Origin of the sequence: Vibrio sp. 1-1(7), assembly GCF_013048485.1 — a bacterium.
GTDB classification, from domain to species: domain Bacteria; phylum Pseudomonadota; class Gammaproteobacteria; order Enterobacterales; family Vibrionaceae; genus Vibrio; species Vibrio fujianensis.
In genome coordinates this window covers 433,078-456,753 of record NZ_VHSP01000002.1, presented here as the reverse complement: position 1 = coordinate 456,753, position 23,676 = coordinate 433,078, and the positions used below count along the sequence as shown (strand labels likewise).

Annotated in this window: 23 protein-coding genes; 11 read left to right on the top strand and 12 right to left on the bottom strand. The window is 43.5% G+C overall.

Features of this window, described 5'->3' with window-relative positions:
- Window positions 1-588 precede the first annotated feature (588 nt).
- Both pncA and helD read right to left on the bottom strand, forming a co-directional pair.
- Complete coding sequence (gene pncA / locus FKN05_RS10035; protein WP_170887428.1) at window positions 589-1,215, bottom strand: bifunctional nicotinamidase/pyrazinamidase; 627 nt, start codon at window positions 1,213-1,215, stop codon at window positions 589-591.
- A gap of 27 nt (window positions 1,216-1,242) precedes the next feature.
- Window positions 1,243-3,309: a DNA helicase IV gene (gene helD, locus FKN05_RS10030; RefSeq protein WP_170887427.1), complete on the bottom strand. Its 2,067-nt coding sequence runs from the start codon at window positions 3,307-3,309 to the stop codon at window positions 1,243-1,245.
- Between the two features lie 171 nt (window positions 3,310-3,480).
- Between helD and yccS the strand changes: the two genes are divergently transcribed.
- Window positions 3,481-5,634, top strand: coding sequence for a YccS family putative transporter (yccS, locus tag FKN05_RS10025; RefSeq protein ID WP_161427449.1), 2,154 nt, complete (start codon window positions 3,481-3,483; stop codon window positions 5,632-5,634).
- A gap of 137 nt (window positions 5,635-5,771) precedes the next feature.
- Window positions 5,772-6,062 carry a hypothetical protein gene (locus FKN05_RS10020; RefSeq protein WP_099610127.1) on the top strand — a complete coding sequence of 97 codons (291 nt, stop codon included), beginning with the start codon at window positions 5,772-5,774 and terminating at the stop codon, window positions 6,060-6,062.
- A 57-nt stretch (window positions 6,063-6,119) separates the two neighbouring features.
- Here the strand turns inward: FKN05_RS10020 and modC are convergent, their stop codons facing one another.
- The 3 genes from modC to modA are packed head-to-tail and all read right to left on the bottom strand — an operon-like array spanning window position 6,120 to window position 8,684.
- Window positions 6,120-7,229, bottom strand: a complete 1,110-nt coding sequence (modC, locus tag FKN05_RS10015; protein WP_161433834.1) for a molybdenum ABC transporter ATP-binding protein ModC — start codon at window positions 7,227-7,229, stop codon at window positions 6,120-6,122.
- Complete coding sequence (gene modB / locus FKN05_RS10010) at window positions 7,226-7,930, bottom strand: molybdate ABC transporter permease subunit (protein ID WP_170887426.1); 705 nt, start codon at window positions 7,928-7,930, stop codon at window positions 7,226-7,228. The genes modC and modB overlap by 4 nt, the downstream gene beginning before the upstream one ends.
- On the bottom strand, window positions 7,911-8,684 hold the full coding sequence (gene modA, locus FKN05_RS10005) for a molybdate ABC transporter substrate-binding protein (protein WP_170887425.1): 774 nt from the start codon (window positions 8,682-8,684) through the stop codon (window positions 7,911-7,913). Before modA ends, modB begins: the two co-directional genes overlap by 20 nt.
- Before the next feature lie 180 nt (window positions 8,685-8,864).
- On the opposite strand from modA, the gene FKN05_RS10000 reads away from it, so the two are divergent.
- The gene (locus tag FKN05_RS10000; RefSeq protein ID WP_161427102.1) at window positions 8,865-9,389 is read left to right on the top strand and encodes a hypothetical protein; all 525 of its coding nucleotides are present in this window, start codon (window positions 8,865-8,867) and stop codon (window positions 9,387-9,389) included.
- 279 nt (window positions 9,390-9,668) lie between these two features.
- Here the strand turns inward: FKN05_RS10000 and FKN05_RS09995 are convergent, their stop codons facing one another.
- From FKN05_RS09995 to FKN05_RS09985, 3 genes are all read right to left on the bottom strand, one after another.
- Window positions 9,669-9,968, bottom strand: coding sequence for a GIY-YIG nuclease family protein (locus tag FKN05_RS09995; protein WP_161427104.1), 300 nt, complete (start codon window positions 9,966-9,968; stop codon window positions 9,669-9,671).
- A 15-nt stretch (window positions 9,969-9,983) separates the two neighbouring features.
- Window positions 9,984-10,619 carry a YceH family protein gene (locus FKN05_RS09990; RefSeq protein ID WP_161427101.1) on the bottom strand — a complete coding sequence of 212 codons (636 nt, stop codon included), beginning with the start codon at window positions 10,617-10,619 and terminating at the stop codon, window positions 9,984-9,986.
- A 96-nt stretch (window positions 10,620-10,715) separates the two neighbouring features.
- Window positions 10,716-10,949: a hypothetical protein gene (locus FKN05_RS09985; RefSeq protein WP_099610123.1), complete on the bottom strand. Its 234-nt coding sequence runs from the start codon at window positions 10,947-10,949 to the stop codon at window positions 10,716-10,718.
- Between the two features lie 174 nt (window positions 10,950-11,123).
- Between FKN05_RS09985 and FKN05_RS09980 the strand changes: the two genes are divergently transcribed.
- On the top strand, window positions 11,124-11,444 hold the full coding sequence (locus tag FKN05_RS09980; RefSeq protein ID WP_099610122.1) for a DUF496 family protein: 321 nt from the start codon (window positions 11,124-11,126) through the stop codon (window positions 11,442-11,444).
- Window positions 11,445-11,748: 304 nt separating this feature from the next.
- Entirely contained in the window at window positions 11,749-11,994 is a 246-nt protein-coding gene (locus FKN05_RS09975) for a YgjV family protein (RefSeq protein ID WP_099610121.1), read from the top strand.
- A 165-nt stretch (window positions 11,995-12,159) separates the two neighbouring features.
- Here FKN05_RS09975 and glpK read toward each other — a convergent pair whose 3' ends face one another.
- Together glpK and FKN05_RS09965 are read right to left on the bottom strand one after the other, a co-directional pair.
- Complete coding sequence (gene glpK, locus FKN05_RS09970; protein WP_161427641.1) at window positions 12,160-13,680, bottom strand: glycerol kinase GlpK; 1,521 nt, start codon at window positions 13,678-13,680, stop codon at window positions 12,160-12,162.
- 60 nt (window positions 13,681-13,740) lie between these two features.
- Window positions 13,741-14,595, bottom strand: a complete 855-nt coding sequence (locus tag FKN05_RS09965; protein ID WP_099610120.1) for an MIP/aquaporin family protein — start codon at window positions 14,593-14,595, stop codon at window positions 13,741-13,743.
- Window positions 14,596-15,133: 538 nt separating this feature from the next.
- Between FKN05_RS09965 and glpA the strand changes: the two genes are divergently transcribed.
- From glpA to glpC, 3 genes are read left to right on the top strand one after another with little or no spacing between them, the layout of a single operon-like run.
- Window positions 15,134-16,777 (top strand): anaerobic glycerol-3-phosphate dehydrogenase subunit A, encoded by a 1,644-nt coding sequence (glpA, locus tag FKN05_RS09960; protein ID WP_170887424.1) that lies wholly within the window; start codon window positions 15,134-15,136, stop codon window positions 16,775-16,777.
- Window positions 16,774-18,087 (top strand): glycerol-3-phosphate dehydrogenase subunit GlpB, encoded by a 1,314-nt coding sequence (gene glpB / locus FKN05_RS09955; RefSeq protein ID WP_099610117.1) that lies wholly within the window; start codon window positions 16,774-16,776, stop codon window positions 18,085-18,087. The genes glpA and glpB overlap by 4 nt, the downstream gene beginning before the upstream one ends.
- Window positions 18,084-19,310 (top strand): anaerobic glycerol-3-phosphate dehydrogenase subunit GlpC, encoded by a 1,227-nt coding sequence (gene glpC, locus FKN05_RS09950; protein ID WP_099610116.1) that lies wholly within the window; start codon window positions 18,084-18,086, stop codon window positions 19,308-19,310. The genes glpB and glpC overlap by 4 nt, the downstream gene beginning before the upstream one ends.
- A 160-nt stretch (window positions 19,311-19,470) precedes the next feature.
- Here glpC and FKN05_RS09945 read toward each other — a convergent pair whose 3' ends face one another.
- Complete coding sequence (locus FKN05_RS09945; RefSeq protein ID WP_099610115.1) at window positions 19,471-20,565, bottom strand: ketoacyl-ACP synthase III; 1,095 nt, start codon at window positions 20,563-20,565, stop codon at window positions 19,471-19,473.
- A gap of 192 nt (window positions 20,566-20,757) precedes the next feature.
- Here FKN05_RS09945 and trxC point away from each other — a divergent pair, with 192 nt between their 5' ends.
- The 3 genes from trxC (at window position 20,758) to FKN05_RS09930 (ending at window position 22,937) form a co-directional block, all read left to right on the top strand.
- On the top strand, window positions 20,758-21,192 hold the full coding sequence (gene trxC, locus FKN05_RS09940; RefSeq protein WP_099610114.1) for a thioredoxin TrxC: 435 nt from the start codon (window positions 20,758-20,760) through the stop codon (window positions 21,190-21,192).
- Window positions 21,193-21,388: 196 nt separating this feature from the next.
- Window positions 21,389-22,543: an MFS transporter gene (locus FKN05_RS09935; RefSeq protein WP_099610113.1), complete on the top strand. Its 1,155-nt coding sequence runs from the start codon at window positions 21,389-21,391 to the stop codon at window positions 22,541-22,543.
- Between the two features lie 211 nt (window positions 22,544-22,754).
- Window positions 22,755-22,937 carry a DUF2986 domain-containing protein gene (locus FKN05_RS09930; RefSeq protein WP_099610112.1) on the top strand — a complete coding sequence of 61 codons (183 nt, stop codon included), beginning with the start codon at window positions 22,755-22,757 and terminating at the stop codon, window positions 22,935-22,937.
- Window positions 22,938-22,986: 49 nt separating this feature from the next.
- Here FKN05_RS09930 and FKN05_RS09925 read toward each other — a convergent pair whose 3' ends face one another.
- The gene (locus tag FKN05_RS09925) at window positions 22,987-23,460 is read right to left on the bottom strand and encodes a LabA-like NYN domain-containing protein (RefSeq protein ID WP_170887423.1); all 474 of its coding nucleotides are present in this window, start codon (window positions 23,458-23,460) and stop codon (window positions 22,987-22,989) included.
- Window positions 23,461-23,676: the final 216 nt, after the last annotated feature.

Genomic DNA, 23,676 nt, shown 5'->3' with positions numbered 1-23,676 from the left:
TCCGTAATCCCCAAGCCCCCTCGCCAGTACGAAGTAAAAAGCTTGGTTTCGTCCAATTACAGAGAAGGGATTGATCAGCACATGCCCCCGTCTCGACGAACCTTGATTTCGTCCCAAGGTTCGAATTCCCACATGTTCTGAACGGTGCTCATCATGGTCACTGCTAGGCATGTATGGGTCAAAAAGACAGAAAACTTTCGTTTTCCCACGAGCTAAATAAGCTCAATATGTGACGAGGATATCCCACACCACAACGTATTGAAAAGACTATATCAAGTTGCTTTGGTGTGCAACTTAAGTGCTATAAGTTATATTAAATAATGTGAATATGATGACATTTACCTTCTTTCGTCTCTTCTTCAATCTATCAGTGAGGATAGATTTGTAGTGGAATCGTGAATTTGGTCAGGAAACAGGAGTTTTTCATACTTGTAGTAATCCGTGCTTTGCTAAATTAAGTAGAAATTCCAACAAACTTCTGTCCAAAAACAAGTTAAGTTGACAATAAAGCTCTAATCCCGCTCATACCAATTTAAGTAGGAAAAGAAGCATTTCATTTTTCAAAAAAACGCTTCTTTTTGTGGTTGTCTAATACCCTTTTTGTAAAAAAGAGGATGATACCGTCAACTGACAACCGGCCGCTTGCATGGTGCTCCAAGCCGCTTCAATATCACCGTCATGGAGATTAACCCCTCGGCAAGCATCTTGGATAACCCATGTTTTAAAGCCTAATGAAATCGCATCCAAAACCGTATACTTAACACAGTAATCGGTTGCTAGTCCGACAATATAAAGCTCTGTTACTGCTATTTTATGTAGGTAATCCGCCAGACCTGTCGCTTGATAACGCTGGTTATCAAAAAAACCACTATAGCTATCGATCTCAGGGTGAGTCCCTTTATATATCACCCGTTCAATCGCATCGAGATTGAGCCCAGCTATAAACTCAGCCCCGTGAGTTTCTTGCACGCAATGATCCGGCCAAAGGATCTGCTCAATGCCAGCCAGTATCATCTGCTCTCCCGGTTGTTTTCCCTGCGTTGAGGCAAAACTGGCGTGCCCTTCTGGGTGCCAATCTTTGGTGGCAATCACATGGTCAAAATGGGGCATCAAAAGATTAATCACAGGCACAATCGCGCCACCATCAGGAACAGGTAATGCACCATCGGGCGAAAAATCATTTTGCACATCAACTAAAATTAACGCTTTGCTCATCGGTTCCTTCCTTTATACATCATAAGGTTACTTATATTTGATCACCGGATAGTCATCATCGGCTAATAACTCTTGAACAAAGCAAGAACCATTACCACTGTAGGTTACCCAAACTTTTTCTTTTGCTCTGGTCATTGCAACATAAAATAAGCGTCGTTCCTCTGCATAAGGGTAGGCCTTTTCTGGCTGGTTAAGCGCGCTATCGAGATGAAGGCTTTTCACTCGTGCAGGGAATTGACCTTCATTCACTGCCAGTATAATGACATAATCCGCTTCTTTTCCTTTACTGGCATGACAAGTCATAAACTCCAATTGCAGCGATAAATAGCGCTGCTGCCAATCTGATAAGTGCTCTGGTCGATGATAATGGTTACGACCGAGTAATAAAACACGTTTGGGTGTTTTGGTTTTTCGATTGAGCTGATCCAATACTTTCTCAACCTGAGCACTCTCGCTAAGATACACCGCTGGTTGTTTTTGTTTTTTAAAACTATTGAGCGTTTTCGGTAATTGGTGGGGATTTTTTTGCACAAATCGATTGGCCACAGCACCGATCTGATCATTAAACCGATAGGTTGTGTCTAGATGATGAATCGTTGAATGTGGAAAACGGGCCGAAAATTCCGTCGTTAAATTAACATCGGATCCTGCAAATTGATAAATAGATTGCCAATCATCGCCCACAGCAAATAAGTTCGGGCGAATTGGTTCTTGTTCACACAAAGCTTGGATCAACTCGAGCCGTTGCGGCGAAATATCTTGATATTCATCCACCATGATATATTTCCAAGGTACAGAAAATTTACCTTTACGCACATATTCAGCAGCTCGGCTGATCATGATATTAAAATCGATTTGGTTGCTGTCTTTTAGTGTCTGTTGCCACGCTTGAAAACAGGGCCAACATAATGCTAACTCACTATTTAGACGAGCATAGTCAGGGTGATCAACCAATTGCTGTTGAATGGCTTTTTTGCTAAGAGCTAACTGTGCAAGGAGATCAAGCTGCCTCTCTAACCAAGCGATCAATTTAGGGTCTTCAACATGGCTTCCTAGCTCATCGTCACCAGCAAGATAAGCGATGGGCCATTGGGCTAAATGTTTTTGCCACCGTTTAAAATGAGTCGGTGTCATCCAGTGACGCTTCAGCCAATCGACACACCATGCTTTTTTTAGTTTCTCATTTAGAGCCAGTGGAGAAATCGTCACCTCATGCGTTTCAACTTGGTTGATAATAAATAATCCCAACTGATGAAAAGTATTCACGCGTAGATGATCAGCTACTGATCCTAATGTATTTTTTACCCGCTGTGCCATCTCATTCGCTGCATCTTTACCAAAAGCGATCAGCAGCATCTCTTCGGCTTGAGCAAGCTGACTCTGTAGTAAATAAGCCGTCCGAGCCGTCAGAACACTTGTTTTACCAGACCCCGCGCCTGCTAACACTAAGTTATGATCATCATTCAGCAACACCGCTTGTTGCTGAGAAGTATTCAATGGGGAAGACTCTAATTGGTCAAATAATACGTGCCAACGGTGTCGTTCAGCTTCTAACCACTGCTGATTACGAGCAAGTAGCACTTGGTTGGTTTCTAATAGCCAAGGGGTTAGCGGAGCCATTGCTTCGGGCAAATGATGGCAAGCTTCCGCTAAACTCATTCCCATGTCAGAAAGGTCGGCAAAGACTTGATTGACCCATTGTTCAATGTGAGAGTGGGATAAAAAAGTTGCTGAATCGACTCGTTCATGTAACCTCTGTTGCCAGACGGGTAAGTGGCTCGATAACGCAACACATTGGCGATTAAACCAAGCCTGATAAGCCGTAACAAGCTGATGAGCAAACTGACGCGCCTGAGGCCAAGGTAACCCTTGAACCAACCATGATCGTTGAATTGCTTGTTCTGGATGAGCAAAAAATTGCAGTTCTGCCCATAACAAACCTCGACGAACTTTGACTTGTCCATTCCATACCGTGAAAGGAATACGTTCTTCACTCTGTAATGAGGTTAATACCAGACGTTCGTTTTCTAGGCTAATTTGATGGTATTCATTAGCAATAAAAAACTGTGCAGTTTTGCTTGCACCTAGCTGCATATTGACGGCCCTGTAATTTCATCAGTTAAATATCATAACCTAAACCATCATTGCAATGAAAAATTAATGTCAATAATGAAGTTATATTAAGCGATTTTCTTATTTTTGATCAGACCCTTAGCATTAAATTCTGCTACACTAAGCGTTTTATTTCTTGTATTGATGATTCCCGTGAAAAGACTCCACCGAATCCGGCTTTATTGGGCAAATAAAACCATTAATTATTGCCTACTGATCCTTATCACTTTATTAGGTGTCGTCATTCCTGCATGGCATTACAACCTGAATACTTGGATTACACCACTGATTTTAGGGGTGATTGCCGCCGCGCTCGCTGAACGAGATGACCGTTTCTCAGGGCGCTTAAAATCTATTCTATTAACTTTTATCTGCTTTGCGATCGCGGCTTTTTCGATTGAGATTTTATTTAATACCCCATTACTGTTTGCGATTGGGCTGTTCATTTCAACCTTTGGTTTTATCATGCTCGGGGCCATGGGAGCACGCTATGCGAGTATTGCTTTTGGCTCCCTGTTGATCGCCATCTATACCATGTTAGGTGCTCATCAAAGTACCAATATTTGGTTTCAACCCTTATTACTGCTTAGTGGCAGCGCTTGGTATTATCTCTTATCGATGGTGTGGCATGCCTTTTGGCCGATGCAGCCTGTACAACAAAATTTAGCCACGGTTTTTCTTCAATTAGCCAATTATCTCGATGCTAAATCACAGCTTTTTTATCCCGTGTCTAACTTAGTGCCACAGCCCTATCGAATTGCAGAAGCTAATTTAAATGCCGCAACCGTCAATGCGCTTAATCAATGTAAGGCGACCTTATTAACTCGTTCCAAGCGAGGCCATGTTGATAGTGCCAGTGACCGTTTCTTAAGCCTCTATTTCTTAGCCCAAGATATTCATGAACGAGCCAGTTCAAGCCATTATCGATATCAAGAGTTAGCCGAGCATTTTGGCCGGACCGATGTGCTGTTTCGTTTTAAATATTTGCTGCATACTCAAGCACAGGCCTGTCGTGATATCGCACTTTCGATTCGTTTAGGACAGCCTTATCAACATCGTGATCATTCTATCCTCGCGCTGGATGAAGTGTTTCTATCACTCACCCATTTACAAGAGCAACAACGTCCTGAATGGAAAAGCTTATTAACTCAATTAGGTTATCTTTTCAATAATTTAGCAACGGTAGAAAAACAGCTTAATAATGTCAGTAACCCAGATGTGCATAAATCTGAAGATGATGTGCTCCACGATACCGAAGCCCATTCTCTCAAATCGATGTGGCAACGGCTCACCGCTAATTTCAACTCGGATTCTCTGCTCTTTCGGCATGCGATTCGAATGTCTATCGCGCTCACCACCGGCTATGCCATCTTACAAGGGTTAGGGTTAGAACGGGGATATTGGATTTTATTGACCACGTTGTTCGTTTGTCAGCCAAACTATGCCGCAACACGGCAAAAACTGGTATCACGGATCATCGGTACGTTAGCCGGTCTATTGATCGGGGTTCTTTTACTGACGTTATTCCCATCACAAGAGAGTCAACTGGTCTTTATTGTCATCTCTGGGGTGATGTTTTTTGCTTTTCGCCTTAATAACTACGGCTACGCGACTGGGTTTATCACGCTATTGGTTCTCTTTTGCTTTAACCAATTAGGAGAGGGTTACGCCGTTGTACTCCCTCGCCTTGCTGATACCTTAATTGGTTGTATTTTAGCCGTATTAGCGGTGATTTTTATTTTACCTGACTGGCAATCTAAGCGACTACATAAAGTCATGGCGGAGGCAATTGATGCCAACAAACACTATTTGGCACAAATCATTGGCCAGTACCGTATCGGCAAAAAGGATAATCTAAGTTATCGAATCGCTCGGCGCAATGCACACAATCAAGATGCCGCCTTGTCTGCAGCGGTGAGTAATATGTTAGCGGAACCAGGGAAATACCGAGCAGCAACTGATGAAAGCTTTCGATTTTTAACGCTCAATCACGCGCTATTAAGTTATGTCTCCGCTTTGGGTGCCCACCGGACAAGGATCGATGATGAACAGATCCATCAATTAGTACTGGATTCTCATCGCGTGATCCACCAACACTTAGACATACTGTACCAGCAATTATTCAATCATTGTGACGAATGTGACACTCGTAATATTGATGAAATGAATCTTGAGACAAGATTGGCTGAATGGCGAGAAGAAGATGATAGCTCGGCACGCATGGTGCTGCAGCAGTTGCATCTTATTTACCGAATGCTACCAGAGCTGCATTCATTAGCCAGTAAGTTTGCGGTTCGAGTCAACTGATGTACATGGATGCCTCTCAATCCTCTCGAAGCATCCACGTTATGACACTAAAGCACTTTTGACGTTCTTTGCTGTGGTTAACCTTGCACATCAAGGAAGATAGACATAAGATTAATTAAACAGTGCGGAGAAAAACGATGTCTATTTCAGCCATTTCTTCTGGATATCCCATCATTCAGCAATCGTCCAAGATGGCTGAAGAAGCCGCACTCGATATTCAAAAAAACCAAGCAGAAAACGCTAAGCCAAGCCCACTCTCTTTTAATCAGGTTGATGATCAACCAATCGAAAAAAAAGCACCAGCTCCGGTTGATAATACTCAAGCCATGGTTAACCTCAATCAGGCTCAGCAATACCATCGTGTCGGAACCAGTGTCATTCAGCGAGAGCAGGCCATGATCGGTAGCCTGCTAGATATTCGTATATAAATCCACCGATTCTTCTTACTGCTGGTAAAAAGTCACATTTATACTATATGAAATCGGTTAACAATGGCTCAAAGTAATATCTCGCTGAGCGACGCTCACCCCCTTGATCTGAGCATAAACCGATGATCCTACGCTAAGTTGTAGATCGTCTAATGCCCACTCCGTAATCGTTGACCATAAAAAACAGTTTTCCGCTAACGCCAATTGCAACGCCACACTTTTTCTATTTTCTCCCTGTTGGAGGTGCTCAATAGCCCTTACCTTCGCAGGTAATATATTGCGAATAGAGGTTTTCTGCGGCTTTTGTAATGTGACGGACACATCCGTGGCTCGTATTTTTAATCGAATGGCGGCATTAAGCTCACCGTCAACCTGTTGTACCCAGATCCCCACGTCATCGGCCAGCATAATACAACTCAAACCATATTCTGTTTGGTGCTGAGCAATATAACCTGAGAGTAAGGTACTTTGTTCACTAAAGGCTTGCCAAGGCCGCATCACAGCAGACGACCAAACCGGTTCAACCGGCCCTGAAATTAATTCTTGTCCGTTGTCTAAAACCACTAAATAATCAGCAAGGCGTAAAACCTCATTCATACTATGGGTAACGTATAAAACAGGAATATTAACCGATAGTGTCAATTGTTCCAGAAAAGGCATCACTTCACGCTTGCGAGGAATATCAAGCGAAGCCAACGGCTCATCCATCAATAACAAATCCGGTTTACTTAGTAAGGCTCGCCCAATAGAAACACGTTGTTTCTCGCCACCAGATAAAGCATGGGGATAACGTTCTAATAATGGTTGTAATGCTAAAAGTTGTACGACTTGGTGGAAATAGGCAGGGTCGTTGTCAGTGACACCATAGAGTAAGTTGCCACGAACGCGGTAGTGAGGAAATAATCGCGCATCTTGAAATACATAACCAATTTTTCTTTTTTCAACTGGCACATTTATTTTTTGCTGAGCATGAAACAAGACCCGATGAGGAAGCTCAATTTTTCCATCATCGGGAGTGGTTAACCCACTAATTAAATTAATTAATGAAGTTTTTCCAGAGCCAGAACGACCAAAAATAGCGGTTATGCCGGTTGCGGGTAAATGTAAATCGACACTCAGTGCCATCGACCCAAGCTGTTTATTCACTTGAATATGCAACGAATTCATGCGCTATGTACTCCTAAACGAGGTTGCATACGTCGGTTTACCCATTCAGATACAAATAATGATAGCAACGCAATGATGATAGAAATCAGACATAGACGAGCCGCTTCCATCTCTGCCCCTGGCGTTTCTAAAAAGTTGTACATCGCTAAAGGTAAAGTTTGTGTTTCACCCGGAATATTAGAGACAAAACTAATGGTTGCACCAAACTCACCTAAACTACGCGCAAATGAAAGCATGGTACCGGTAATAATCCCCGGTAATATCAAGGGAAGCGTAATGGTAACAAACACTTTCGCTTGCGAAGCACCTAAAGTTCGAGCGGCTTGTTCTAGCTTAGGATCTACGTTTTCGATACTTAAACGAATGGCTCGAACCATCAAAGGTAACGCGATAACCACACAAGCTAAAACTGCACCCCGCCAACTAAAACTAAACGACAAACCCAACCAAGCCGCAAACCATTGGCCGATAAAACCTTGGCTCCCCATTGAAATTAACAACAGATAGCCAACCACAATCGGTGGCAAGACCAATGGAAGGTGAATCACACTATCTAGCAAAGACTTACCGATAAAGGTTTTGCGAGCCAGTACCCACGCAAGGAATACACCAATCGGCAGTAACCATAATACGGTATAACCTGCCACTTTTAAGCTCAGTTGTAAGGCCATCCACTCATAGTCACTGAGCAAATTGTTCATGCGCTATATCCGTATTAAAACCATAAGAGGTTAAGATGCCTTTTGCATCAGAAGAAGTTAAAAAGGTCATGAATGAAGCACTGCTTGGTTTATTATTCAATTGAGCCACCGGATAGTGGATTGGAGAATGTAAAGCGCTGTCAAACTCTAGCACAATCGCAACCTTGTTACTCGTCAACGCGTCGGTTTTATATACCATGCCTAGCGGAGCTTCTCCCCGTTCAACTAAAGCTAACGCCAAACGAACATTATTTGTTTGCGCCAACCGTGAGTGCACGGTATCCCAAACACCTAGGGTTGTAAGTACCTGTTTAGAATAAATACCAATCGGAACGGCATCTGTATTACCAACAGCCAAACGTTCCCCAGTTAAACGTTGTGTCCATTGCTGAGAGTCTGCCACATCAAACGCCGTTAAATTTAAATTAGCCGGCTGGATCAAGACCACTTGATTACTGGCTAATAACGCCACCTGCGCTTCCTGCACCTTATTTTTTCCTATAAGGTACGTCATCCAGTCATCATTTGCGGAGAGAAACACGTCAGCTGGCGCGCCATGTTCAATTTGTCGAGCCAAAGATGAAGATCCCCCAAATACCGCAACAACTTTAGTATCATGGTGCGATTGATAAAGACGAATAAGATCATTAACCGCATTGGTCATTGAGGACGCAGCATAAATATGGACGGTTTCTTGTGCCCAAACCATCGGGCTAAGAAGCAAGGCGATGAGCATGTAAATTCGTTTTTTCATTGTTTACTCGTATCGTGCAATTAATATGTATTGGCGTTGTTATAAACAGAACACAACCACCAGTCGTGCCTATTTTAACCCTAATCTCTGTGATAAAATGGAATAATTTACAGAAATGGCCTGAAATTGGCATAACATTGTTGTATCTTTACGCTTTCCTCGTTTTAGGATGAATCTAATATGCTCAAAATAACCTCTTTAGCTGGTGTTTTACTTTTATCGACGCTTCTTCCCACCACCGCTTCAGCGAATAATTTTGACTACAATTTCTTTGAAGTAAGAACCGCCTTAAATCCTGAATCGATGGGGGCAGAATTCAACACCTATTTTACAGAAAACTCGCACGTTATTGCTCGGATTGATTCTCGCTTTGAAGGTGATTGGGATGCCGCTGGCGGTATTGGCTTTAATGGCCCGATCAATCCATTTGCTGATATCTATGGTCAAATGCTAGTCCATAGTGTCCGTAGCAGTAACGATGAAGGCAATAAAAATGATCTGATGATGGAACTCAACATCGGCACTCGAGTTTGGCTCACCAACCAAATTGAAGGCCACCTGCGTATTGGTCGAAATGAAGACAGATCCGTATTTATCGGCGGGCTACGCTTCCATTCAACTCAACAGATGACGATTTCAGCAGAAGCGCGCAATGCTGGATTGTGGGGGCCACAGATCAGCATGGGAGTCCGCTTTCAATTTTAGGTTATGATAAATCAATTAAGGTGATAAACCGATGAGAGTTACTCTCATCACCTTACTGATCCGAAAGTCAATTTGCTTTAGCGTACCCCAAACAACTTGGAATTGCAGGTAGACGGCCAGTGAGTGACACATTTGTCTGGAATAAATTTGAACAGCCGTAGACTGGCCTTTGGTGAGAGCCACGAATGGCTCTCATAATCCCCATGAACATAGACAGACGATGCGATTAGGGTGAACGGCATGTATAGGTAAACGAACGAAGCCAACACCGCTGCAATTTCAAGTAGAAGGAGTATAAGTTAATTGATCCAGAGAGCAAGTTCCGGCAACTAGGCTCTCTTTGTCCTTTTTATTCAAACGCTTAATCTGATATTCCAACTGCAACGCTTGGCTCTTATTGGAGCCAACCTCATACTGCCACACTAAAGTCAGTGGCCCCTTGCCTCTTAATGCTTTAGCGCCTTGTCCTTGCTGATGTTGCTTCAAACGGCGCTCAGTGTCCGTACTAATGCCACAATATAAGGCATTTCCGGAAGTCCGAATCAAATACACCCACCAACACGGGCCAGCAGCCGTCAACGAATTCACCACCTTTTAGTGCTGGCGTTCAATCAGTGCCCGTAGCTCTGCGACTTCTTCACGCAAAGCAGCCACTTCTAATGCTAATGTTTCAACTTGAGAAGAGGCGGGTTCAGCCACAGAGCTTGCTGAAAAACTGGCCAGATCAACCTCACCACAAAACAAGTGATGGTATCGAGACTCTCGTTTGCCAGGCTCACGCGGCAATTTCACCACGAGATCTCGTTCAACTAACTGATCTAAGGTGGCTTCGGTTTGCTTAACATCACTAAAGCTGCATAAACGATTGGTGCGAGTTCTCAATTCACCAGGGGTTTGAGGCCCTCGCAGTAATAAACAGCACACTAATGCAAGTTCTTGTTCATCTAGTTTTAAATCACCAAATTCTGTATTACAAAAGCGGTGCTGGTATTTACGAGTGCGGCTATTAAAACTACTTTCATCACTAACTAAACGACGTGCAATGAGCGCTTCAACCGTATCTTGCACCTCTGCTTCTGACAATGAGAGAACAGGATCACGGTTACTTTTCTGATTACAAGCTGTCGTTAAACTATTAAGCGTTAGCGGGTAGTGATCCGGAGTGGTAATGGCTTTTTCAATCAAGCAGCCAATAACTCTAGCTTCTAAGTGGGAAAGTTCATTCTGCATTTCTGCTTCCTTATTATCTAAGAGCGTCACGGCCCTAAAATTAACTTTTGGGGTCACGACTTTTCATCTTGCTCAGGCATCAGTACTCACTAATGCTTAATGCTCTAGAATGCAGGCTAGACCAATTAACCGGCCATATTGATCGAGCATGACAATACTAGCGCGGTTTAATTCTATTTCGTGTAGGGCAAGGTTTTGCCGTTCATCTAGATAGGCTTGGCAAAATTTCTGTTGTTGCTCAGTCAGGCAAGACTTCGCTTTTGAGCTTGGAACAACAATTTGTGAGCATGACATAATTAAATTAGTTGTTTCATGTTTCATAAAATACATGATATAGCGCCTTCTGATTGATGTACACTAGCACTATATCTAAGGCCCTCAAAAACCACACATTCTGGTGATTTATTCAGCAATATGTCATGAGGTTTGATCTTAGGTCTGTTATGCGTCTTAACGATGTGCTTTAATCTCTGGTAGTGGTATTTATGATAGGAAAAGGGATCTATGAACAGCGTATTTGAAATTGTGAGCTTAGCTCGTCGTAAAAACAAACTGAAACGTGAATTGCTCGATAACGAAAAGAAAGTTCGTGATAACCGTAAACGTGTAGATCTACTAGAAAATTTAGTCGACTACATTAAACCAGACATGACTCAAGAAGAGATCATCGAAATTGTCAAAAAAATGAAGTCAGACTACGAAGATCGTGTCGATGACCACATCATTAAAAGTGCTGAAATTTCTAAAGAGCGTCGTGAAATTAGCCGCCGAATTCGTGAACTCACTGAGCAAGATAAGCTCATGACTCAAGGCGGTAAAAAATAAACTCACCTCTGAGTACTTCTTTGTCGATATAAGTCCGCAATATGCGGACTTTCTTTTTCGAGACAACCTCTCTGAATAGTTCAACAGATAACGTAATAACAAAACTATTATTAGCGTTAATCGTTTGCGTAATCGCTAACCTTCTCCGAAGTTCTTTTTAACGGTTTTACCTCAGATTAACCATTGTTATAGTTTCGATTAGAAAAATTAATTTCGCCCTTTCGGTAAGGCTTTGTCCATTTTCATCATGAAAAACAGCGTGCCACTACTGACCCGGTTTGGGCCAACAGCAAGAGGATAAATAATGGATGTGATTGAAATCATGGGCTACGCTGCCTCAATTATGGTCGCTATCTCCTTAACGATGAAAGACATCGTTAAACTAAGAATATTAAACTTTATCGGTTGTGCTTTATTCGTTGTTTACGGATTAATGATTGATGCTTGGCCTGTCGTGGCAACCAATGCCTTTATCGCTTGTGTTAATGTCTACTTTTTAGTGAAGATGCAACAAGCAAAAAAGGCTGAAGGCGTACAAAGCGCCGCCTAAATACCCCAAGCAAGATAGCAGAGTCGGTGGTAAAGATTCAGTGAACCCGATGCACCATAAAAACGATGCAAGTGGAGCAAACCAATACAGCCAATAGCACTGCTATCTTCAAATAAAAAAACGATAGCCCGACGCTCTGCCGGGCTTAGTCATCATGAGCCATTATTACTCGTCTTCGTAATGTAATTCAGCCCAAGACTGAGCGCATTTCACGGCACGTTTCCAACCGCGATAGCGACGTTGACGCTTCTCTTCATCTTGATGTGGCATAAATGAACGATCAATTTCTGCTTTATTCTGCAGCTCTTCTAACCCATCCCAGAAACCAACGGCAATCCCCGCTAAGTAAGCGGCTCCCAATGCGGTCACCTCTGTAACTTTAGGACGATGAACTTCCGTATCAAGCACATCGGATTGGAACTGCATTAAAAAGTTATTGGCTACCGCCCCTCCGTCGACACGCAGCGCCGCCAATTTAATACCAGAATCCGCCTGCATCGCATCCAACACATCACGCGTTTGGTAAGCAATGCTTTCTAATGTCGCACGGATAATATGGTTAGCATTCACGCCACGTGTTAATCCAACAATGGTACCGCGCGCGTACGCATCCCAGTAAGGCGCACCAAGCCCAGTAAAGGCAGGAACAACGTACACGCCATTCGACGTGTCGACTTTTGTTGAAAAATATTCTGAATCATGAGCATCGGAGATCAATTTCAATTCATCACGCAGCCACTGGATAGAGGCTCCCCCCATAAAGACCGCACCTTCTAATGCATAAGCTGGTTCGCCTTTCGGGCCACAGGCTAATGTGGTGAGCAAGCCATTTTTAGAGATCACTTTTTCTTGCCCAGTATTCATTAACAAGAAACAACCTGTACCATAAGTATTTTTCGCCTGCCCCGCTTGCACACACATTTGACCGTATAAAGCCGCTTGTTGATCACCGGCAATACCCGCAATAGGGATCCGTGTTCCTCCCTTGCCTCCAATGTTAGTTTGGCCATAAATTTCAGAAGAAGATCTCACTTCTGGCATCATATTAAGCGGAATATCAAATTCTTTTAATATTTTCTCATCCCAGTGTAATTTATTGATGTTAAATAACATGGTTCGAGATGCATTGGTATAATCCGTCACATGAACTCGGCCTTGAGTCATCTTCCAGACCAACCAAGTATCCACGGTTCCAAACAATAACTTACCCGCTTCGGCATCTTCGCGTGCCCCTGGCACATTATCCAGAATCCATTTGATTTTGGTGCCTGAGAAATAAGGGTCAAGCAATAGTCCAGTATTTTCTCGAATATAGGCTTCTAGCCCTTCACGCATCTTCAATGTTTCGCAAATTTCGGCCGTACGACGGCATTGCCACACGATGGCGTTGTAAACCGGCTTTCCTGTTTCTTTATTCCAAACAATCGTTGTTTCACGTTGGTTAGTAATCCCGATTGCCGCAACTTCATCGCTACGAATACCAGATTTACCCAACACTTCAACCAAGGTTGACGTTTGAGTTGCGTAAATTTCCATTGGATCGTGTTCAACCCATCCCGCTTGAGGATAAATTTGAGTAAATTCACGCTGAGAAACGCTGACAATATTGGCATCATGATCCAGTACAACGGCTCGAGAACTGGTGGTGCCTTGATCAAGGGCAACGACATATTTTTGCTCAGTCATGGTGTGTTCCTTATTATTTCACGTTCGAATAAATCGACTAAATAGCATAATGTGTGGCATTTATACGTGTGCTTGCTCGCTTTCTTCTGCTTTATCACACTGATTAGGAATCGTACATCCTGTCCCCACTTTCGGAAGATAAACCGCAATAAATTTCGGATACGCCCAACCACCAAAACAGGCACCAGCGATCGGTGCGACAATCGGGACAATAAAGTAAGGAATATCTTTAGCACCGCTCAAGGCATAATCCCAGCCAGCAAAATAAGCAAATAGCTTAGGCCCAAAATCTCGCGCTGGATTCATCGCAAAACCTGTCAATGGGCCAAGCGACCCACCGATAATCGCGATTAACACACCGATCAGAAGTGGATTTAATGCGTTACGGTGCGCACCATTGTTTTCATCTCCTAGAGCCAAGATGCCAAACATCAACACCGCGGTAATGACAAACTCTACCGCCATGGCACCAGAAAAAGAAAGAGACGCATGCGAATAGGTAGAAAAAACCCCCGCAGTAGCAAGTGCTTCTTGGCTATTGCGGGTGAAATTATGAGCGATTTCGTAATCAACAAAAAGGTTACTGTATAGACTGTAGACTAACGCCGCTGCACAAAAAGCGCCGAGTGTTTGTGCAATGATGTAAGGGATTACTTTCGCTTTATCAAAGCCGTGAAATGCGGCCAGGGCTACCGTCACGGCAGGGTTAATATGAGCCCCGGAAACGCCTGCGGTGCAATAAATAGCAATCGCGACTCCGAGCCCCCAAATGATACTGATTTCCCATTGGCCAAACTGAGCATTGGTTAAAACTAATGCCGCAACGCAGCCGACCCCAAAAAAAATGAGCAAACCCGTACCGATAAATTCTGCGATACACTCTCCTAATAGAGTATGTTGTTTTGTTCGCGCCATAGTAAGCATCCTTGTGTTTATTTACAGCTTGAGTGGTTTACACGTTGTTTGTGTGCAGCACAATCTGCCACAGAACCATCAACTCGCAAATAAACAAAGATTACTAATGAGCGTTCGAGCACATAAATGTTAATGTTAAACTCGTTTTTTGTTAAACAACGCAATTTTTTGATCAACCCATTGCATGAATCACTCATAAAAAACAACGCTAAATAAAGTAAAAACACAACCGCATAGAAATCATCTTTTAGTGTTACACCTTTTTAAATCAATCCCATTGTCAAGCGTCAGCAACATTTTGCTAGACAAGACTTTTACCACTTCAAATGTAATCAAAAGGTTACACAGACTACTATCGCCATTCTAAAGTGTTGCTACATTTCACCATCACACGCTAAAAATGAACTTTCCCTTTGGTTGTTTGTTTCGTTCGAGCTTTTGTGAGCAAGGTTACGAACACAAAGTTATAAAAATGACACAATAACTATTAGTACAACGAATAACGATCAGCATAACGGATAAAAATAGGGTAACGGTCATGACGGCAAAGCAACGAATGGAAACTGACGTAGTCATCATCGGAGGTGGCGCAACGGGTACGGGAATTATGCGCGATTGCGCATTACGAGGTATCCCGTGCATTCTTTTGGAAAAAGACGATATTGCTTCTGGTACGACAGGCCGAAATCACGGCTTGCTCCACTCAGGCGCTCGTTATGCAGTCACAGATCCTGAATCAGCTAAAGAGTGTATCCAAGAAAATCAGATTCTCAAAAAAATTGCCAAACACTGTGTAGAAGCAACCGACGGCTTATTTATTACCTTGCCGGAAGATGACTTAGCTTTTCAAGCACGTTTTATCGATGCCTGTACTCAGGCTGGAATCGAAACTTCCCGCTTAACACCCAAGCAAGCATTGGCATTAGAGCCAAATGTCAACCCTGCTTTGGTCGGTGCTATTAAAGTTCCCGATGGAACGATCGATCCTTTTCGTCTCTGTGCATCCAATGTCTTGGATGCCAAAGAGCGGGGAGCACAAATCATTAATCGCACCATCGTCACTGGCCTTATCCGCCAAGGTGACACTATCTTAGGTGTCCACTGCCTACAACTAAGCACTCATCAATCGTTTGATATTTATGCAAAACAAGTCATTAATGCGGCGGGAATCTGGGGACAAAATATCTGCGAATACGCCGATCTGAATATCAAAATGTTTCCAGCAAAAGGATCTTTGCTGATTCTGGATTATCGAATTAACAACCTTGTGATCAATCGCTGCCGAAAACCGTCGGATGCCGATATTTTAGTCCCTGGGGATACCATTTCGTTAATTGGCACCACCTCAGAACACATCGATTATGACCAAATCGATCACTTACACGTCACCGATCATGAAGTGGATGTATTACTCAAAGAAGGAACAAAGTTAGCTCCAATTATGGCAAATACACGCGTTTTACGTGCTTATGCTGGCGTACGACCTTTAGTTTCAGTCGATGATGATGGAAGTGGACGCAATATCAGCCGAGGAATTGTACTGTTAGATCATCAAGAACGAGATGGTTTGAATGGGTTAACGACCATTACCGGCGGCAAATTAATGACCTACCGATTAATGGCTGAATGGGCAACTGATCTCATCGCAAAAAAACTGGGGAATCAGCAACCTTGTACGACGCATCTACAGCCACTTCCTGGTTCAAATGAAACCCCAAAAGAGGTCAAAAAAACCGCCAGTATCGCCAAACCCGTTTATGAGTCGGCCATTTATCGTCATGGGGAAAGAGCAAAAGCCTTCTTAACCGATGAGATGAAAAACCAAGCCATTATTTGCGAATGTGAAATGGTCACTGCCGGAGAGATTGAATACGCGATTACCCAGCTCGATGTGAATAACTTGGTCGACTTACGCCGTCGAACTCGTCTTGGAATGGGGCCTTGTCAGGGAGAGTTGTGCAGCTACCGAGCTGCGACCCTCTTTTCAGAATATGGCCACTGTACAGGTCAGCAGTCTAGCCAATTACTTACCGAATTTCTTGAAGAGCGCTGGAAAGGAATTAAACCCATTTTTTGGGGAGATGCTCTACGAGAAGCCGAATTTAGTTACTGGATTTATGATGGGCTACTCGGCGCAGGAGAGCTGAATCAAGCCAATAATCATAAGGAGAATAACCAATGATGCACTATGATATTGTGGTGATCGGCGGCGGAATTGCAGGATATACGGCGGCAATTCGTAGCTTACAAGCAGGAAAGAAAACCTTATTGATCAACCAAGGGCAAAGTGCGTTACATTTTTCTTCCGGCTCAATTGATGTACTCGCCAAACTCCCGGATGGTAGCCCTGTGACTCATCCTTTTGAGGCACTCAACCAACTGAAACAGCAAAATGACCAACATCCTTACCACCTTGTAGGACAACCATTATTAATGGAGGGGCTGGACTGGTTCAAACGTACCATTACGGATGCTGGGCTCCCAATGCTCCATCACCCACAAGGAGCGAATCATCAACGCATCACTCCGTTAGGTACATTGAAAGCCACTTGGCTTTCCCAGCCGTTCGTTTATCAACACCATGATGCCCTCCCTTTTAAACGTATTGTGGTTATCGCTATCGACGGTTACCGAGATTTCCATCCACAAATGTTGCAGGATAATCTTCGCCAACACGTTGATTTTGCCAATACACACATTGAACATAAAACCATTACCTTACCCGGCTTTGATGCGTATCGGCGTAATCCAAATGAGCTTCGGTCGATTGATATAGCGCGTTTTCTCAAACAACAAAGTGCATGGGATCACCTGTGTCACGCATTAACTGCGCTCGCAACACCTGATGATTTGGTGATCCTACCAGCCATTATGGGCAACGGTGATGGGCTAATCTTGATGAATAAGCTACGTGAGGCAACACAATTACATTTTCATGAAGTACCCACGATGCCGCCCTCTCTGCTTGGTATTCGGATTGAAGAAACGCTTAACCGTATCTTTATTCAACTGGGAGGCACTCAGTTGAAAGGAGATAAAGTCGTTCGCGGCACATTTACTAACGGTCAGTTAAACGAAATTTATACCCAAAATCTACGAGATATCCCAGTACAAGCACCATACTTTATCATGGCGACAGGAAGTTATTTCAGCCAAGGATTGGCAGCCACGCAAGATCAGATCTCTGAACCAATCTTTGGGCTGAAGGTCAGCTATCCTCAACAGCGGACGTTATGGCGAAATGGGAACTTTTTTGCACCTAAGGCTCATCCATTTATGACCTTTGGCGTACAAACCAATGCACAGCTGAATCCTTATCAACAAGACATCGCGATCAAAAATCTATATTGCTGTGGTTCGATGCTATCTGGCTACGATCCGGTATTTGAAGGTAGCGGTGGCGGAGTAGCGATTGCAACAGCTTACTATGCCATTAAACAAGCGCTACAAATTGATTCTACTATTTATTCGACTCTGGAGGCGCGAGTATGAACACCCCCTTCTCTCAAGCAGCTCCTCAAAACACCAGTTTTGATCAATGTATTAAGTGCACCGTGTGTACCGTTTATTGCCCTGTAGCAAAAGCTAACCCCGATTATCCGGGCCCCAAACAATGTGGCCCAGATGGTGAACGTTTACGTATTAAAAGCCCTGAATACTATGATGAAGCCTTAAAATATTGTACCAACTGCAAACGCTGTGAAACGGCGTGTCCTTCTGGAGTCAAGATCGGTGATTTGATTGCTGTCGCTCGCGGTAAATATGGTAAAAAACCGCTAAATCCCAAACTTGTCCGGGACTATGTATTGAGTCACACCGATTTATTTGGCTCTCTTGCCACACCGTTTGCTCCTGTGGTCAATTTCGCAACAGCTTTACCCGTGGTAAAAAAGATCATGCACAAAACCATTGGCGTACATGATCATAAAGCACTCCCTAAATATTCACAGGGTACTTTTCGTCGCTGGTTTAAACAAAACTGTACCCGTCAACCACTGTATCAACGGCAAGTAACTTACTTCCACGGCTGTTATGTGAATTATAACCACCCCCAATTAGGCAAAGATTTAGTACGCGTTCTCAATGCTATGAATATTGGGGTGCGCTTACTCGAAAATGAAAAATGTTGTGGTGTACCTTTAATCGCCAACGGCTTTCACGACAAAGCTCGAAAAAATGCTTTGCTCAATATCAAACATATTGAATCCGCAGTTGAAGATTACCAAACCAAAATCATCTCTACATCATCGACTTGTTCTTTCACCCTTCAGCAAGAATATCCTCATGTACTCGGAGTGGATAACAGTAAAGTGGTCAATGAGATTGAATATGTCACTCGCTTTTTACTCAAAGAATTTATGAGTGGGAATGCTCCAGCAATGAAACCGCTTCATTTAAAAGTGGTCTATCACACCCCTTGTCATTTAGAACGAAGCGGTAATGTAATGTTTACTATCGAGTTGCTGCGTATGATCCCTGGGCTGGAGTTGATCGTGTTAGAGAGTGAATGTTGTGGATTAGCCGGTACGTATGGGTTTAAAGAAGAAAACTACGACGTATCGATGAAAATTGGCAACCATTTATTTAGCGCCATTAATCATTCCGAGGCAGATTTTGCAGTCACGGATTGTGAAACATGTAAATGGCAAATAGAGGAAAACACCCAACAAGAGTGCCTACATCCCATTAGCTTGCTTGCCATGGCGCTTGCTTAACCCATTAGCCTATTTCAAGCAAGCCGACTTTTCGAGCTGGTTTTTGTCGCTGTTTGAGGCTTCTTTCTACACGGCTGAGGCTTTGAAATATAGTGGCTCTATATGATAAGTCGATAACGCCGTAGAAAGAAGCCATCTCGGCTCCTTACCATCATTTATTCTATTGATGTGATAGGGGCCGTTTTTGACAATGTTCAATGGCTTGTTGCAATAAAGCTAACGCTGTTTGTTCACAAGGAGGTAATTGTGCATCACTCTTGGCCAGTGGGGTTACACGTTCACCCCATTTTATATGGCCTGCTCCCCAAGTGAGTCCAGCGCCAAAGGCGGCAACTAGCAGATCATCGCCAGCCGCCACTCGTCCTTGTTCGAGTGCTTCACATAACGCAATAGGAACGGTCGCTGCTGAGGTATTGCCATAGTGTTGAATATTCACAAATGCTTTGCTTTGATCAATGCCTGCTAGATCACACAAGGTGTGAATAATACGGATATTAGCTTGATGTGGAACCATCACATCAATATCTTGCTGAGCCAGCCCACTACGAGCTAAGACTTGCTGTACTGCTGCCCCCATACCTTTAACCGCCCGCTTAAAGATCTCTTTACCAACAAAATCAAATGCCCAATAACCATTATCAGCAGCGAAGCGATCCATCGAACTGCCAAACTTAGGTACCGCAAGAATATCTCGCCCTTGAGCATCGCAGCCAATTTGAGTGTGTTGTAGCCCTAACGGTTGCTCCGTTTTACTCAATACCACCGCACCAGCACCATCACCAAATAAAACGGCGGTATCTCGCTTAGTCCAATCAATGTAAAAAGAGAGGTGCTCGGCACCAATCACCAATGCATGGCGATAGTAACTGGCTTGCATCAAACGAGTCGCCGTTTCAAGCCCGTAAATAAACCCAGTGCAAGCGGCATTCAAATCAAAAGCAGCAGCGTTATCAATCATCAAGTTTTGTTGAATTTTGGACGCAATATTAGGAATTAATGAATCTGGAGAACAGGTCGCAACAATAATTAAATCGATATCTTGTGCATTAATACCAGCACAAGCGATGGCGTGTTGGGCCGCAACGGTTGCTAAATCAGAGGTATCCACATGACTGATACGGCGCGCTTCAATCCCCGTTCGAGTCCGGATCCACTCGTCACTGGTGTCAAGGAACGTACTTAAATCTTCATTAGAGAGCGAGGCGGGAGGTAAACATTTACCCCAACCAGTAATTTCAGCATAATATTGAGTCATTATCGTCCTGCTTTGTTGTTGTCATTTTTCAGGGGGAGTCAACTGATGTCGTCATCTACGCCATTCATACCCCGCCCTTGATACAGAAAATAGCGATTTTTTGTTAAAATCGTGCATAAAGTTCTCAGTATACGCCGATTTAACCGCTCAAGTTAAGTCTGAGTCACTCACAATGATGATAAAGAGGAAGTTATGTCAACATTCACCACTCGTTGCTCTGCCTGCCATGGGCTAAATAGAATCCCATCGGATCGCGTTTCCGAAAGCCCTCGATGTGGCAAATGCCAAACCCCATTATTAGATGGTGCCCCGATTGAAGGAACCTTAGCCAATTTCGATACGCTTCTAAAAAGTGCTCAACCCGTCGTCGTCGATTTTTGGGCCCCTTGGTGCCACCCTTGTGTTGGATTTGCCCCCATTTTTGCAGAAGAAGCCAAAAAGCAACAAGGCCGCCTCCGGTTTATTAAAATCGATACCGAAGCACAGCCCGAATTGGCGAAAAGATATCAAATTCGCAGCATTCCAACCATTATGGTGTTTAAACATGGCCAAAAAATAAATATGATCAATGGTGCACTAGCAAAAGGACAATTTAATCAATGGATAAATCAAACTACTGAACAATAATTCATTCAATAAAACGAGCGGTAAAGTTGGTCTATCCCCTGCAATTAGTCCAACTTTATCGTTGTTTATTCACAAGGAATGATTGATAGATTTATTTTATCGTCAAGAGCATTATTTTTCATTTTACCTTTCTAGCTTAAAGTCTCATATTCGCCGCGAATCTCTTCCATCATCCACATCTTGTGAGGCGAAAACTATGAACATGCATCCAACTTCCGTTCATCGTATTTCTGTACCGGTTATTGCGTTAACTCTTTATGCGGTCGCCTCCGGATATTTGATGAGCGTCATTCCGCTCATGCTTTCCCACTATGGGTTAGAATCCTCGCTCGCCAGTTGGTTAGCCAGTGTTTTCTATGCGGGTCTATTGCTGGGGGCGCTATTTATGGAACCGCTGGTGAATCGCTTTGGTCACCGCAATGCTTTTATTGGCTGCTTGCTTCTTTTGCTCGCTTCTATTGTGATTTTGCCAATCAATCACCACAGCCTAGTTTGGCTAACTGCACGCTTTATTGCGGGAATTGCTGTGGCGGGCGTATTTGTGGTGGTGGAATCTTGGCTACTACATGGTAACGAGTCAGGCCGAGCAAAAAGACTCGGTATTTATATGGCATCACTTTATGGCGGAACGGCCATTGGACAATTGGGCATTGGTTTTCTCGGTGTCGCGGGCTCAATGCCTTTTATCGCAATTTGTTCACTCTTGATACTCGCAACCGTGGTATTGATTTATGGTAAGTCAGATCAACCCTCAACAGAAGCCGGGCAAAGCCTGTCATGGAAACAAATAACCAAACTCAGTCACGCCGCAGTGATAGGTTGCTTAGTTTCTGGTTTAGTGTTGGGAGCGATTTATGGCTTGATGCCCGTCGAGCTAGCCGAACGTGGGATCAGTCACACAGAGGTTGGTCGCTTAATGGCTTTAGTCATTCTTGGCGCAATGGCGGTACAACCTCTGGTTCCTTGGTTATCAAAACACCTCGGACGAACTCTGCTTATGGCACTGTTTTGCTTGTTAGGTGCAACGTCAGCGGTACTGCCATTATTGGATAACCAAATGGGCACACTGGCCGTTAGCTTGTTTATGCTTGGCATGGCGACTTTTGCACTCTATCCGATTGCGATTAACCTAGGCTGTGACAAGCTCGATGCTCACTATATTGTGTCTGCGACTCAAGTGATGCTATTTAGCTATAGCATTGGATCCGTCGCTGGCCCAGTTCTGGCTGATTGGTTTCTTCAAACCAACCAAAGCTTACTGGGTTATCTATTTGTCACCTTGCTAGCAACCTGCTTGTACATGCTCGCTGCCAGCCTAAAAACCAAACGCCAATGGGTGGCCGGAGAGTAACACTTAAAAAGGGTAACTGAGGTTACCCTTTTTTGTTATTCACTTTCAATCGCTCTGCTGACGACAAGCTGTATTGACCATACTGCGACTATTTTATCGTCGGTTAATCCCTTGTCGCTAAGTATTTTTCATCCATCCTTACGAATAGATTGAGTTGAACGATAAAAACTCGTAAGCTCACCATCCACGACTTAAGCGGCTAGTCACTCACATGAACCGTAAAAAACGAATTAATCAAATTTTAAAATCTAAGCAGAAGAAGCAAAATGCCAAGCTACATAAAAGTGGCAAGCCTCGTTATATTGCTAAGGCTGAGCGAGAACAAACCGCACTATCACCATCCGATGAAATAGAAGGCCAAGAAACTTCCCTTACCGATTTAGAGCGGTCATAAAACCGCCGAAATGCGTTCCCCCACCGCCAACACCAACGAATGGTAAACACTAGAGCAATAGAGGCAGCTCGATTGCTTGATACTCATCTGCCACCTCGATTAAGTTTTTAGCGGTTAACCCCGGCACACCATACACGATCACCCGAGTGCCAAAGCGACGTTGAATTCGTTCAACCAACAACTCAAAATCACCATCACCTGAGACTAAAATCAAGGTATCCACTTGTGAAGCTAGCTCATAAGCATCCAGCGCAATGCCAACATCCCAATCACCTTTAGTACTGCCATCTCCACGTTGAATAAACGGTTTTAATACCACTTCAAAACCAATTCCGCGCAGAATATGGTGAAACTGTCGTTGACGAGTATCGTACGTAGCAATCGCATAGGCATTGGCTTTTACTACCTGTCGCGTTGCTGTCGCCATTGACCAAAATTGATTGTAGTTAAAGTGCCGCCCGTAACGTTCGCGGCAGGTGTAATAAACGTTTTGTACATCGACCAATATGGCGATCTTTTCCATCAGTATCTTCTATTCAATTGAAATTAACTCATGCCTTCGGATTCAATCACCCAATGAGTAAAGAGAAAGATACTTTAACACACTCTAGTTCTGACCCACTATCCTTTGCTGAATTCTCTTACTCATAGTCGCACCTCATTGAGCGAAATCGTGTTACCACTTAAGCAAAAAACCAAGCAAAAACCTTTCGTACACATACCTTTAATTATAAGAAAA